We start from the raw sequence: 14,200 nt of genomic DNA, 5'->3' as shown, positions 1-14,200 counted from the left end.
TTCGTACATAAGAGTCTAATCAAATAATTAGGAGGTTTATATCATGAACAAAAGATGGTTTTATCAAATACTGGCACCAATAGGATTGGTGCTTATGGTTGCAGGCTGCTCAGATGAGAAAAAACAGGTTGTACAACAAGCAGAAACAGAACATACCGGGGGAACTAACCAAACGTCAGAAAATATTACGGCAAAAGAAACCGTAATGGAGAAATTTAAACAACTTGAGAAGGAATATGATGCAAGGCTTGGGGTCTATGCCATTGATACAGGAACGAAAGAAACCGTGGAATTTCGTGAGAACGAACGATTTGCGTATGCATCTACATTCAAAGCCCTAGCCGCAGCTGTATTGTTAAAGCAAAATCCGATATCAGTGCTTGAGGAAATAAGGACATTCACCAATGAAGATATTATTACCTATTCTCCGATTACAGAAGACTTTGTGAACAAAGGAATGAGTCTTGGAAAGATAGCTGAAGCAGCGATGCAGTATAGTGATAATACAGCAGGAAATCTTCTGTTCGAAGAATTAGGCGGACCAGATGGATTTGAAAAGGCGTTACGGGAAAGTGGCGATACTATCACAATGGCTGACCGTATTGAACCAGATTTGAACGAAGCTATTCCTGGGGAATCACGGGATACAAGTACCCCTAAAGCACTTGCAACTACCCTTGAGGTGTTTGGAATCAGTGAGTACCTTCCTGCCGATAAGCAAGAAATTTTCACAAATTGGCTAAAAGGGAATACTACAGGTGATTCCCTCATTCGAGCTGGTGTACCAGAAAGTTGGGAGGTTGGAGATAAGAGCGGAGCCGGTGGCTATGGGACTCGAAATGATATAGCGATTGTGTGGCCGCCAAATCGAGAACCGATTATTATAGCGATCATGTCAAGTCGCAATGAAGAAAATGCAAGCTTTAATGATAAACTCATCGCAAAGGCTGCAAAAGTGATTGCTCAGGCCTACTCTAACAACAAATAGATTAAAATTGTAGAGAAAGAGTATGACTCTTTGGGTGACGAACGTTTTTTACTTCAAGAAAGTTTGTGAAATAATATACTTCAATTAAAGGGTGCAAGAGTTAAAGAGCCGGCGAAGGGGTTCCCTTTTGAGGTGCAAACAATGCAAATCACATCACATTTTTTGTCACTAATATCAATGCAAATCTCAATGGAATTCTCTAATTAAATATCAATAATAAACGCAGAGAAGGGATAGCTTAATAGCTATCCCTTCATCTTAATTTCACTATCTAATCCCGTTGGTTGAAGAAAGTTGTTGTCTGTTTTTATTGAGTGTCTTCGTCGCCCTTGTACTCCAAAATATCACCTGGCTGACAATCCAAAGTCTTACATATCGCTTCTAATGTTGAAAAACGAACCGCTTTTGCTTTTCCATTTTTCAGAATGGAAAGATTCGCCATAGTAATTCCAACCCTCTCCGAAAGTACTGTTACGCTCATTTTCCTTTTTGCCAACATCACATCAATATTGATGATAATCGCCATGATATTCACCTCAGATCGTTAAATCATTGTCTGATTTTATATTAATAGCTTCTTGTAAAAGTCTTTGGAGAACAGCAGCAAAAACGGCGATCACCATTGAGGCGAAAATAATGACCAATCCGATTGGTATGAAACTTGGAGGGTCAACTCTTTTCGCCATGAGATAGTAGAGTGGCATACCTAATAGGTACAAGGTGCTGATCGTGATGGCACAGTGTTTTATATTCTTTAAAGCCTTTACCGATAATTCCGAGAACGCTTGGTTCTTATCAATATAGCTTAAAAGTTTAAAGGCTTGATAAAGAGCGAAATAAAAAGGGATCGCTGCCACGTACATATCGATTAAAACGAGAGATTTCATATAAGCAATATCTGGATACAATTCCCCAGCAAAATTCCCGATCTTAGGCACCAAAAATATGCACAGTGCAAGAACTGCAATTCCAACCAGGAAAATAATTACCTTTAAGAAAGTGGTTGAACCTCGTTTAACATTCATTTAAAATACCTCACTTATTTAATGACAACATGATTTTATCACAAGATTTATCGTTTTACAATAAATCCGTATTGTTTCTTATTGTATTATTATTGTTACATGAAGTCCTTAGATATACTTGTTTCTACGATCAAATTCATGAAGGGCATTCAAATATTCCGAGTAAGACTCCGTATCATTCTTTGTTGGTGGTTGAGGAAAGAAAGAGAAGTGAAGTCTTGCATTCTTTTGAGAGAAACCATCAAGATCTATATCAGCTGGAGCAATCGTGAGATTTTATTTAGTTTATTGAGGGAGGATAGTTGAAGAAGGTCTTTATTGTTCAAATAGAGAATAGTATTAGGTAAAGGTTAATTTAATGTTAGGAGAATAAAATGGTTGATAATAGTTATGAGAAACAACAACTGAAAAAAGTCAGAACTTATATTTACATCACGATAGCATTACTTTTTTCAATGATATTTATATTTGTTAGCATTTTATTTTTGTATTTTCCAATGATAGGCATTTTAGACATTGTGTATTTCCCATCAAAATTCACAATTTTTTCATTCTTAATTTCAATTGTATTTTCTGTTTTAGCCATAAAAAATCTCTTTGGTAAGATATTGTTAGTATTAAACATATTTCTAATGCTCTTTATGATTTTTTATGGACCATAAATAGATACAAGAAGACTATCTTAGGGTGTAATAGTCAGGCTGATGTTTAGACAGTCTATTCTTAAGTATCAACGAAAGCAGCATTTCTGCAATAAATGAACTATTTCTTCATTTGTAAATAGCTCATTATTGTGAAGTAATTCACTTAAACTAACTGGTACCTTACTTTGATGGAAGGATTAAGTTTCAAGAACCGAACGGAAAGAAGCAAGAAGCAAATGGAGCAGGACAGAAAATGATGTATTTATCAAAAGAAATGATATCACAACAGTAGTAATAACAGGTTTGACTACGCCCCACTGTGTATCAACGACCACAAGAATGAGTGGGAATTTAGGTTTTAATACATACCTTATTTCAGATGCGACAGCAGCATTTGGCATAAAAGACCAAAATGATAACTATTATGATGCCGAGACTATACATAATATTTCTTTAGCTACCCTATATGACGAGTTCGCTACTATACTTACAACAGAACAATTAGTAAAGGAATTATTTTAAGCTTGTTAAACTAACAGGTGCTTGTGCGGCCGAGCCTAGGTCGTATCATATAGCGGGTGGGATTCCCGTCGAGTAAGAATTAGCCATTCGCTCGTAGCGAGTCTTGGAGGGCTAATGGTAACGTTAGTCTTTAAGCGTAGACAGTTAGGTGACGGGCCGAAAGCCAAATGGTTGAAGGGATTGAGCTCCATAATGTTAGTAAATCGAAAGGGCTGATGCCTTAAGCGCAGCAGAAAGCTACATTTTATTCTTCGTTAAAGGCAAGAAGGATAAAGCCTCTCTGGAGTCAGAGACCTTGGCACGTTATACATTGATATGATGCGGCAACTCGGGAGACCCTTCCGGTCTTTTCTATTTCATTGAAGAGTATGGTGTACAAGCGATAACAAGTAAGGAAACCAAATGCCGTGTAGGGAGTCGGATAGCAGCGTAGTACCAATGAAGTTGGGTAATGCCGATGGAGGGAAGGCTAGCTACCAGTTATCACCCTTACTAGGGAAACATTTACTACACACAGAGGTAGGTATTATAAATGGAAACAAAACTACTAAGGATAGCAGAATTAGCAAAATCCGAGCCTAAAATGAAATTTACATCTCTTGCGCATTTATTAAATGAGCAATCGCTAACACAGTGTCATCATGAACTACCTAATAAAAAGGCGACTGGTGTTAACGGAACGACTAAAGAACAATACAGCGAAAACTTGGAAGAAAATATAAAGGATTTAGTAAGTAAGCTTAAAAGAAAAAGTTATCGCCCTGTTCCAGTAAGAAGGATGTATATCCCAAAACTCAATTCTACCAAGAAAAGGCCTTTGGGGATACCGGAACATGAGGATAAAATTGTACAAAAAGGCATTACAAAAATACTAAATACTATCTATGAAAATGACTTCCTAGATTGTTCATTTGGTTTCCGTCCTAATAGAAATTGCCATGATGCGCTGAAAATACTAAACCATTATATTGAAAAGAAATCAGTAAGTTATGTAGTGGATGTAGATATCAAGGGTTTCTTTGACAACGTTGACCACAAGTGGATGATGGAGTTCTTGAACCTCCGAGTCACCGACCCTAACCTACAGAGAATAATCAGCAGGTTTCTTAAAGGTGGATACATGGAGGAAGGTAAGAAGTACAAAACAGATAACGGTACACCGCAAGGTGGAGTAATATCTCCGATATTAGCGAATGTATATCTCCATTACGTTCTCGACTTATGGTTTGAGAAAGTGGTTAGGAAACAATGTAAAGGGCAGGCCTACATAGTAAGATATGCAGATGACTTTGTTTGTTGTTTTCAACATAAAAGTGAAGCTCAGCAATTCTTCCATTCATTAAAGCTTAGATTGAAGAAGTTTAACTTAGAGATAGCCGAGGATAAAACGAAAATTATACCCTTTGGGAGGTTTGCAGAAAATAATGCAAAGCGAGATGGGAGTAATAAACCGGATACCTTTGATTTCCTAGGGTTTACTCACTATTGCGGGAAAAGCAAACAAGGGAAATTTCGAGTGAAACGGAAATCTAGTAATAAGAAAGTCCAAGGTAAACTAAAAGAATCTAAAGAATGGCTGAAGATTAATAGAAATAAAGATATTCATACGATCATGGATAGATTTAAACGCTCACTCATAGGTTATTACAACTATTATTGTATGACCGATAACATACAAATGGTTAACAGCTTCAAAGAGAGACTCGAATACTTACTATTTAAATGGCTAAACAGAAGAAGCCAAAGAAAGTCCTTTACATGGGATAAATTTAATCTCTTTCTCCGTAAATATCCACTGCCTTCACCAAGAATCAAAGTGAATATCTATGAACTAAGAAAAGAGATTAGCTACCTTCTGTAAACGATGACTAGGAGGAGCCGTGTGCGTTAATAGCGCAAGCACGGTTCTGTGAGGGGGAGGAGTACAATTTACCGTAAGGTAGGAAGGCTCCTTTCTACTCGACTACTTCAATAAGGGCGGTTGCTGCGGCGGCCTTTTTGTATGAAAACATATTCGTGAAAGGCCATACTAAAATAAGTCCACCATATTCTAATTTAGCTAAAGGCAGGTTAGTTCAACAGTGCTGTTTGATCTTTGTTCAACAATAGGGCCCTTTAATTGAATAAGGGTCACAGAAATGATCAATCAAACTTTTATATAAAAGAACGATTCAATTGAATATATTAAGAGCGTGTTTTGAACATTCTTTTTTTTCAAAACACGCTCTTTCTTTTTGTTCGTGTATCAAGATTATTAGTATCAATTTGATCAAACATTATTCTAAAGCAACTGAGTCATTAGTAAAATATGAAAAAAGTAATAGTATCAGTATGTCCAAGATTTAGAGAGTAATTGCAATTGTCTTGAAGTTTTTGCACCAGAACCAAAGATTTGCTTAAGCGGCAGAGATGCTTTTTTTATGTCTTAATTGAAGAACAAAAAATAAGTAAGTACCAGCATTCAAGACAAATCCAAACACGGCTAACATTAGCGCATAGCTCCATACATCATGTAGATCATTTCCAATCGAGATAAGATCCCGAAATCCTTTTATAGCATACGTCATTGGAAGGAATGCATGTATGTGTTGATAAAATGGAGGTGCTAACGCTATAGGGAATGTACCTGAGCTACCGCCAATTTGCAATAAGAGTAGAATGAATCCAATAATCTGTCCTATTTTTCCAAAAATGGTGCAGAGCATTTGCGCCAAAGATAGGAAAGTAAGACTCGTCAAAATTGTAAATAGATATAAGCCCCATGCATTTTTAACTTCTAGACCCATCCCCTGGATAAGTATAGTAACTGCTAGAATGGATTGAATCAAACTAACCACAATAACAACACTGTGCTTACTGAGGAACCAAGAAGCCCCGGATGTTGGTTCTAACGGTGTTTCTTTAAGTTGATAACTAGAAGAGAAAATTAATGCACTAGCCATCAAACCAATAGACAAAATATAAGGAATTAAGCCAGCTCCATATTCATTTACCTCACTGATTTTGTGTGGTTCCAAATTTATTGGATTAGACAACATGTCGTAATTTTTATCATTCATTTTCAATTCATTCGCTTTTGTAGCACCAGATTGTAACGAAGAATGTAATTGACCTGTTCCGTCAGATAGATGGGAAGATCCCTTATATATTGATGCGGAACCATCTGCAAGTTTTTGAGAGTCTTCACTAAACTGATTGGCACTAGAGTTAAGTTTTTCAATCCCTTTTGTAAATTGATTGCTTGCATTGTCCATTTTTAATATACTGTCGGAAACAGCGCGAGTTCCATCTGTTAATTTGTTAGCACCACTATGTACTTCGGCTAACATTTTGTTAAATGTCCCTAGATTTGAACTAAGGGTATGTTGCCCTTCAGCCAATTTATTAGCGCCTTCATACATCGATAGTTGTCCTTTTGCAAACAGATCAAGTTGACTCTGCACTTGCTGTGAATTTTGTGAAACGGTTAACATCGTAGACTCGAATTCCGTAATTTCTTGTTTTAAATCATCTGCAGTGGAAAGAGACATGAAAGTATCCAAATTCAAAAGCAACTGTTGTTTTTCTTCCTCAGAAAGACTTTTGCTTTTAAGGATAATCCTTTTTTGTTCTTTAACTAGTTGGTTCTGCCCTTGAAGGATTTGTTGTAAGGAGTTCAGTTGACTAATCATTTCAGGCTGTCTTTCATTTATATCCCCCAACGCGATTAATAGTGGGTCAACTTTGTCTTGAATTTCAATTGTACCTTGGTGTGCCTGCTGTAGGTTTCTTTTAAGATCATTAGCTCCTTGTTCTAATTGTTTAGAACCTTTGGCGAGATTTTCACCAGTTTTGTTAAGGACACCCAAGCCATTTTCTAAATTATCCATACCACTATTAAGTGTTTGAACCCCGTTAGACAATTGACCAATTTCCGTTTGAAATTGTTGAGTTCCATTGCGTAAACTTTGTGTACCATCTTTAAATAAGACGGTACCAGCAGCTAAACTCTGCAAATGGTCTTGTAGTGTTTTGGAGGAATTTGTAATTTCGTTGGCAGCCTGGTCTATTTTATTCGCTCCTTCAGCTGCTTTTTGTAAATTCTCGCCTACTTCATTTAAACTATTAAATAATGTGACTGCATATTGTTTTGTGATAGAATTTGATATTTTCTCATTGATTTTACTAATTCCAGAGGTTGCTATCTTTGATGCAGTATAGTTTTTCCCCGGATTTGTGTAATATCTCAGGCCCATTTTACTAGGATGTTTATCTAACAAGGTAGCTCCATTTTTAGAGAAATCATTTGGAATTTCGACTACCATGTAAAAATCTTCATTTTTTAATCCTTTAAACGCTTCTTTACTATTGGTAAATTTCCATTTAAACGAGTGATTCTGTTTCAAATCATGAACCAAATCTTTTCCTAACTGTAAATTCTGCCCAGAAAATTTTGATCCCAGATCTTCATTTACTACTGCAATTGGAAGATCTCCAGTTTTAGAATAAGGATTTCTAAAAGCGGATAGAAAAATGCTGCTATAGAGCAACGGTACAAAAAGAATGACTATCAATGTTAACCCAGTTTTGCGATGGCTGAAAATATTTTTCCACTCGCCTCTTATCATATTCAATTATATTATCCCCCATTGTTTCTAGTACTAAATATATTTTGTAGTACCCTAATTTCATAGCTAATTTTACTATAAGATGTCCTTGGGTGTTAGACTTCATTTTTCCATTTTTAATAATTTTTTTAATTCGCCCAATTCACCGTCTGGAAACGATTAGCCCACGTTTACATGTTCCGGAAGCTGCTCATTATGTATATGATTTTACCGTGAACTTAAATTCAAGGGTGATGAAATCCTGCGATTCAGCGAGTATTGGTGAAAAATCGTATTAAACTGAGGGAGTTGAAGAAGGATTTTGTTTTTACGTTAAACTGTATACAGTTTAACGGTTTTAGGAGGTGAAAATGATGAAACGTGCGATAGGAATTTTTCTTACTCTTTCATCTTTACTAACATACTTAATTGTAGACATGCTTTATGACCCTGTTAAGAATACAATAACAACAACAGATATGAATTCAGGAGTTACAACAGTAACAGTACATTATCAATATCCTTTGATGTTTTGGGTAATTTGTGTCATTTTAATAATTACTTTTATTCTTCGGATTTACTTTATTCTAGCAAAGGAAAAGCAATATGAGGAATGTCCACTCTGTGATACTCCAGAATATACTAGAAATAAGTGAATCGAACTAACGGGTGCGTTAGCTGAAGATCGGAGATGTCTTTAAGGCAGCTCTTTTCTTATGGCCTAACGGGGCAGTTTAGTTGAACAACCGCATCAGACATAGAAATGATGATGCCATGGTAAGTAAAATGATTGTTGATAACTGCCTGTTCTCAACTGAAACAACGGTCGATATTTGTTTATTTCAGTAAGGAGGCAAAATTTTTGATGAAACATTAATATTAGTGAGTTGAATATGAAAAAGATTATATATGGAAGTTTAATATTTCTAATCTTATCAATGCTAGTAGCGTGCACGAATGAAAAAGATGATTTCGCTCGAATTCATCCAAATCTTTTACCTAGTGAAGGTCACAGGTATTCGCTACAAGCTGTTGGAAAAGAAATTACAGTGGATTTACTAGAGGACAACAACATAACCAATGTGGGACCTATTACAAATACATCATCTTATGAGTCATTGAATGAGCAATATCCTAAACTTGAATTAAAGAAAGAACCTGCATTCATTGTGTTCGATGAAAATGGTTTGGTATTAAAAACATACGATTATGAAGAAATGATTGATTTTTTACAAAATCCAGACAAATAATTCTAACCTTCATAGCTTAGATAAAAGAAAAAGGGAATAAGAAGTATGATGGCGGTGGGAGATATGCAAAATTATTCGCCAAATGGTGGACCGACGGTAAATTAATGGTTTCAACCAGAAATATTTGGCTGAACTTATTTTACTAACGGGTGCTTTACTTCAATAACAGGGGGATAGATAGTTCTTTCTTTAGGTAAAGAAAAGCAAGGCAATAATATAAAGGTTGCAGGGGTAGAAAAACAAGGTGATAGAACATTGATTAATGTAAAAACCTTTGAAAATCAATCAACAGAAAAGAATCCAACTATTATTATCTTTTTAGACAAACTTGGTAAAAACGTTGTTGTTAAGGATGCAGATGGAACTGTTTATGAGGAAGTTAAATAAAAAAAGGACCTAATAGGTCCTCAGGCTGTTAGGGTTTCTCGACAGCCTGAATCCCCCCATATTAAACTGGGGGGATTTTTACGTCAGAAAATCATCTTAAATTGGTCCCGCGGTTTCCGTTAAGGGCCGTTAATCACTAGGGGGAGCATCAGGAAAATGCGTATTTACAACGATAAGCATTCTGGTACAAGTCATATGGACATTATGAACTCTATTTTGTAGGTGATTGGATTGTGTCTAAAAAGGCTCTACGCTATTGAGATTGTGAAAGAATGTACTTAAACTAACGGGGCAGGATAGTTGCATAAAGACATTGGATTTTTATGGTAAAATATATCAAGGAGATGGTTATTTGAGTACAGAAAAAAGAGGTTCGAAAAATAGACAGGCTATTTTTTGGGCTATAATCACTATTGTTTTATTTGTAATTTGGCTTTTAACAAAATAGTTTTTATTCAACTAAAGGTGTGTTAGCTGAAGATCAGAGCAGTCTTTAAGGCAGTTTTTTCTTTATGAACGGGGCAGGTAGTTAGGGAGGTTTTTTAAATGCAGTCTATTGGTTTATCTATTGTTCTTTATATTGTTTCGTTATTTGTTCTTTATATAGTTATTGAAACAGCAGTCAGAAGAGGTATTAACAGCTCAATTATTGGTGAATTACTTGAAAAGAAGTATGGAATTAAAGATAAAAAATCTTTTCTCGATGATGACATAGACATTGATAAATAAAACGGATTTTTAAACTTAACAGGTGCGTTAGCTGAAGATCAGAGCTTTCTATAAGGCAGCTTTTTCTTATGGCACTAAAGGGGCAGATTAGTTCAATTTTGATTTAATCCCAAAAACTACGATTATAAATGTAGATGGATTCGAGCTAGTTTCTGCAGAATCCAAATTTAGTATGATAAAGTAAATATTAGGAATTTATTGATATTATAACGAGGTGGGACGAGAAATGATAAAAGGTCTTTACGAGGCACATTTACCTGTAAGTAATCTTGAAAAATCAATAAAATTTTATAAAAAATTAGATTTAGAAATTGCATATCAAAATGATAAAGTAGCTTTCTTCTGGATTGAGAAAGGTAAAAGTTGGCTTGGTCTATGGGAAACAAACCAAGTAGAAATTCCGTACCATCCTTCAATACGACATGTAGCTTTACAAATAGATATAGAGGACATGACATCAGCAAAAGATTGGTTAAATAGTAAAGGAATCGAAATTCGTACAGCTTTTGACTTAACTGAAGAACAACAACCTTTAGTTCTTGATAACAATCCACAAGCTCATGCAGCTATTTATTTTAATGACCCAGACGGAAATTCTCTTGAATTAATTGCTCCTTTAAGATTGGACTTTGAAGAATCCTTTGGAGAGATGTCATTAGAGGATTGGTATAGAAGAAATGCTGCCCACAACTAATTCTGTTCTACTTCAGTAACGGATTTTTGAATTTATGGAACTATGGAACTAACGGGGCAGGTTAGTTCCATAGTGTAAGAAAAAAAACATTGACAAAAAATATTTTATATGTTACGATTAATTATTTGTTATTGAAACCTCCTTGGTTAATTGGTAAATTAAACTAAACAGTTATTTAAATATGCAATTAATCAATAATTTTGGAGGGGAACTTAATGAGAATAGCTAATGGAGTTGAAATGCTTGAGTTAGAAGCTGAAGCGTTTGGAGGGAAAGCAGTCATACACCCGACGCTTCTCTGGGATGATAAAGAAGCTATTTTGATAGATACAGGAATGCCAGGACAATATGAGCAAATAATCTCAGCAATGGATAGAATAGGTTTATCATTAGATAAATTAAAAGCAGTTATATTAACACATCAAGATATTGACCATATTGGAAGTGTGCCAGAAATCTTAAAGGCAACTAAAAGAAGTATTGAAATATTCGCTCATGAACTTGATAAGCCATACATAGAAGGGGAAATTTCTCTTATTAAAACGAACCCTAAAAGTATGGCTAAGATTTTAGACTCTCTTCCAGAGGACCAATCAAGAATAATGCTTGAGCTTTGTAAAAATCCTCCTAAAGCTAAAATTGATACTACTTTATCGGACGGTCAAGAACTACCCTATTTCGGAGGGATAAAAGTTCTATTTACTCCTGGACATACCCCTGGACATATAAGCCTGTATTTGAAAAAAAGTAGAGTTCTTGTTGCTGCTGATGCAATGATTTATATAGATGGGAATCTAAGAGGACCCGTTGAGCAAACAACACTCGATATGGACACTGCGATTTCTTCTTTAGATAAATTTTTAAGGTACGATATTGAATCTGTAATTTGCTACCACGGGGGAGTATGTAATAATAAGGTTCATACCCAAATTGAAAATATCATTAAAAACTTATAGAACTATCAGGAGCGATTCTTCATTAAGAAGGATCGCTTTTTCTTATGGCACTAACGGGGCAGTTTAGTTGAATAAGAACTTTTGGATAATTATAGTAAATATATACAAGAATAAATATCCAAAATTAGGGAGGGTTTCTTATGATATATGATAATCTAAATAAAACAATTACCTCTAAAAGGCTAGTACTAAGACTGTTTCAAAAATCTGATGCAGTAGCTGTTACTAAACTTTGTAATAATTATAATATTTATAAAAATACATTGTACCTACCTTATCCATACTCTATCGAGGATGCTTTATCATGGATTGAGCATCATCTTGATAATTTTAATACTAATAAATCATATGAATTTGCTATAACAGATAAGGAAAGTGAAGAATTATATGGGGCTATAGCGTTATCTAACAACCAAAAGTTTAATAATGGTGAAATAGCCTATTGGATTGGTGAAAAATTTTGGGGAAATGGATATGCTACAGAGGCAGCGCAAGCTATATTGCATTTTGCATTTGAAGAAAAGCAATACCATAAAGTATTTGCCCGTTACTTTCATTCAAATCCAGCTTCAGGAAGAGTGATGCAAAAATTAGGCTTGAAAAAAGAAGGGATATTAATTGACCATGTGAGGAAAGAAAATCGATTTGAAGATCTAGTATATTATGGAATTATTAACTCAGAAGGATTATAGATTAAACTGCTTATTTGTAATCGGTTCCGTTTTCGGGTGGAGATAAGCTGAATTATTCGCCAATGGTGGACCGACGGTGAATTAATGGGTTCAACCAGAAATATCTGGCTGAACTTATTTTACTAAAGGGTGCTTTACTTCAATAAGGAAGGTTGGGTGAGGCAGCCTTTCATTTGGAATATTTATTATCAATAGTTAGATAAATAACAAATTTGGTTATGTTTGTTTTATAATTTTATCTATATCGGAAAAGGGGATAGTAATTGTGGAAGGGTGTTTTTGTAATAACACACTGAAGGATACACAAACTTCAAGGACTTATAAGGGTGAAGAATTTAGTTGGGTTGGAAGTCAGGAAGATTTTATTGATAATCCAGATATTCAAAAGCTTAACCCAATTATAGTTGGACGATATGGAGGAAACTCAAAAGCAGGTCAAAATAAGAACGAAGATGGTTGCTTAGTCTGGTCAAATAAAAATGAGGACTGGGAATTCGTAATTATATTAGATGCACACTATACTGCCGAGAGTGCTGAGATAGTGATCGAACTTTTTAAACAGAATAAAACTGATATGGAAAACCTATTAACCTTTCCTACTACAAATCATTATATGTTTAAAAACCTTGAAGAGAAGGTATTAAACCTTTTTCAAAGTGATAAATTTCTTTCAATTTGTCGTAAAGTAAAAGGTGAAGCCTCCTGTTTAATCGTAGTACGAAAACATAAGTATCTTTGGTGGTTTTCGGTAGGAGACTGTATTCTTTATTTATTTCATCAAGATTTAGTTGCACTTGGACAATATCAACTCAATCAAAGACAATTCTATGAATGGGTAGGACAGGTCAACACATTTGATAACAAAGTGCCTTGTTATACCAGTGGGACAAGAGAGCTAAGAAAAGGGTTAAATCATATTTTTTTGACTACTGATGGTTTAATAGAATGTTCAAATACCCCTTTTATTAATCCAAGTGAAATATTTAAGGTGTTTGCTAATTGTCAAAACGACGAAGGTATTAAATTATTGCTGCAAGAAATTCAAGAAAACAATGTTAGGGATAGCACTACCATAGTTACCTGGGAAGTTTATATATCAGAAGAAGCAAGTAAACCAAGCGACTAGAGGTGGGAGGGGCTTATGTTAAAGAAGATTTTCATTGTCAGACATTGCGAAGCACAGGGGCAACCTTCGGAATCACCATTAACAGAAAAAGGTTTAAAACAAGCGAAATATTTAGTTGATTTCTTCAATAATGCAAAAATTGACCGATTAATATCAAGTCCTTTTTTGCGTGCTATTCAATCAGTAGAAGCATTAAGTGAGAAAACAAATATTAAAATAGAGATTGATGAACGCCTCTCAGAACGCACACTAAGCACAACGGACTTACTTGATTGGTATGAAAAACTAAAAGCAACATTTAATGATATGGAATTAAAATTTGAAGGAGGAGAGTCAAGTCAAGAAGCAATGAATCGAATTGTAAATGTTGTAGAAGAAGTCTTTAAAAGTGGGACTGAAAACACAGTAATCGTCAGTCACGGAAATATAATATCCTTACTTTTAAAGAATTATAATAGTGACTTTGATTTTGAGTGTTGGAAAAACCTTAGTAATCCTGACGTTTTTCAAATAATCTGTATTAATAATGAAGTGATCTTGGAACGTATATGGGATGAAGATAAAGTAATAAAAATCTAATTATATACATTATTCTAACGGG

At 34.9% G+C, this 14,200-nt stretch carries 15 protein-coding genes and 1 pseudogene; 12 read left to right on the top strand and 4 right to left on the bottom strand.

Annotated elements, in window-relative coordinates; genetic code table 11:
• The first annotated feature begins 43 nt into the window (after window positions 1–43).
• Window positions 44–988, top strand: a complete 945-nt coding sequence (bla, locus tag UP17_RS21255; protein WP_061465083.1) for a class A beta-lactamase — start codon at window positions 44–46, stop codon at window positions 986–988.
• A gap of 307 nt (window positions 989–1,295) precedes the next feature.
• Here the strand turns inward: bla and UP17_RS21250 are convergent, their stop codons facing one another.
• From UP17_RS21250 to UP17_RS27965, 3 genes are all read right to left on the bottom strand, one after another.
• Window positions 1,296–1,514: a helix-turn-helix domain-containing protein gene (locus UP17_RS21250; protein WP_061465081.1), complete on the bottom strand. Its 219-nt coding sequence runs from the start codon at window positions 1,512–1,514 to the stop codon at window positions 1,296–1,298.
• A 10-nt stretch (window positions 1,515–1,524) separates the two neighbouring features.
• Window positions 1,525–2,013: a DUF2975 domain-containing protein gene (locus UP17_RS21245; protein ID WP_061465079.1), complete on the bottom strand. Its 489-nt coding sequence runs from the start codon at window positions 2,011–2,013 to the stop codon at window positions 1,525–1,527.
• Between the two features lie 427 nt (window positions 2,014–2,440).
• Window positions 2,441–2,599 (bottom strand): hypothetical protein, encoded by a 159-nt coding sequence (locus tag UP17_RS27965; protein ID WP_155727434.1) that lies wholly within the window; start codon window positions 2,597–2,599, stop codon window positions 2,441–2,443.
• A 289-nt stretch (window positions 2,600–2,888) separates the two neighbouring features.
• Here UP17_RS27965 and UP17_RS27045 point away from each other — a divergent pair.
• A pseudogene (locus tag UP17_RS27045) lies at window positions 2,889–3,179 on the top strand (cysteine hydrolase family protein); the annotation flags it as partial.
• Between the two features lie 532 nt (window positions 3,180–3,711).
• Entirely contained in the window at window positions 3,712–5,040 is a 1,329-nt protein-coding gene (gene ltrA / locus UP17_RS21240) for a group II intron reverse transcriptase/maturase (protein WP_061465077.1), read from the top strand.
• Window positions 5,041–5,575: 535 nt separating this feature from the next.
• On the opposite strand, the gene UP17_RS21235 is transcribed toward ltrA, so the two are convergent.
• Entirely contained in the window at window positions 5,576–7,786 is a 2,211-nt protein-coding gene (locus UP17_RS21235; RefSeq protein WP_250211857.1) for a YhgE/Pip domain-containing protein, read from the bottom strand.
• Window positions 7,787–8,136: 350 nt separating this feature from the next.
• Between UP17_RS21235 and UP17_RS21225 the strand changes: the two genes are divergently transcribed.
• The 9 genes from UP17_RS21225 to UP17_RS21190 all read left to right on the top strand — a co-directional run bounded on the left by UP17_RS21225 (window position 8,137) and on the right by UP17_RS21190 (window position 14,178).
• Window positions 8,137–8,421 carry a hypothetical protein gene (locus UP17_RS21225; RefSeq protein WP_155727432.1) on the top strand — a complete coding sequence of 95 codons (285 nt, stop codon included), beginning with the start codon at window positions 8,137–8,139 and terminating at the stop codon, window positions 8,419–8,421.
• Between the two features lie 237 nt (window positions 8,422–8,658).
• On the top strand, window positions 8,659–9,015 hold the full coding sequence (locus UP17_RS21220) for a hypothetical protein (RefSeq protein ID WP_155727430.1): 357 nt from the start codon (window positions 8,659–8,661) through the stop codon (window positions 9,013–9,015).
• 255 nt (window positions 9,016–9,270) lie between these two features.
• On the top strand, window positions 9,271–9,402 hold the full coding sequence (locus UP17_RS29375) for a hypothetical protein (protein WP_284149546.1): 132 nt from the start codon (window positions 9,271–9,273) through the stop codon (window positions 9,400–9,402).
• A 546-nt stretch (window positions 9,403–9,948) separates the two neighbouring features.
• Complete coding sequence (locus UP17_RS21215) at window positions 9,949–10,131, top strand: hypothetical protein (protein WP_061465067.1); 183 nt, start codon at window positions 9,949–9,951, stop codon at window positions 10,129–10,131.
• Window positions 10,132–10,357: 226 nt separating this feature from the next.
• Complete coding sequence (locus UP17_RS21210; RefSeq protein ID WP_061465065.1) at window positions 10,358–10,825, top strand: VOC family protein; 468 nt, start codon at window positions 10,358–10,360, stop codon at window positions 10,823–10,825.
• Window positions 10,826–11,040: 215 nt separating this feature from the next.
• Window positions 11,041–11,781, top strand: coding sequence for an MBL fold metallo-hydrolase (locus UP17_RS21205; protein WP_061465063.1), 741 nt, complete (start codon window positions 11,041–11,043; stop codon window positions 11,779–11,781).
• A gap of 140 nt (window positions 11,782–11,921) precedes the next feature.
• Entirely contained in the window at window positions 11,922–12,473 is a 552-nt protein-coding gene (locus UP17_RS21200; protein ID WP_061465061.1) for a GNAT family N-acetyltransferase, read from the top strand.
• 292 nt (window positions 12,474–12,765) lie between these two features.
• Complete coding sequence (locus tag UP17_RS21195) at window positions 12,766–13,599, top strand: PP2C family serine/threonine-protein phosphatase (RefSeq protein ID WP_061466235.1); 834 nt, start codon at window positions 12,766–12,768, stop codon at window positions 13,597–13,599.
• Between the two features lie 15 nt (window positions 13,600–13,614).
• Window positions 13,615–14,178 carry a histidine phosphatase family protein gene (locus UP17_RS21190; protein ID WP_061465059.1) on the top strand — a complete coding sequence of 188 codons (564 nt, stop codon included), beginning with the start codon at window positions 13,615–13,617 and terminating at the stop codon, window positions 14,176–14,178.
• Window positions 14,179–14,200 lie beyond the last annotated feature (22 nt).

The sequence above is a fragment of the Peribacillus simplex genome, assembly GCF_001578185.1.
Classification (GTDB): domain Bacteria; phylum Bacillota; class Bacilli; order Bacillales; family DSM-1321; genus Peribacillus; species Peribacillus simplex_A.
Note: the sequence above shows the minus strand (reverse complement) of the source record. Positions and strands in the feature narration are given on the sequence as shown.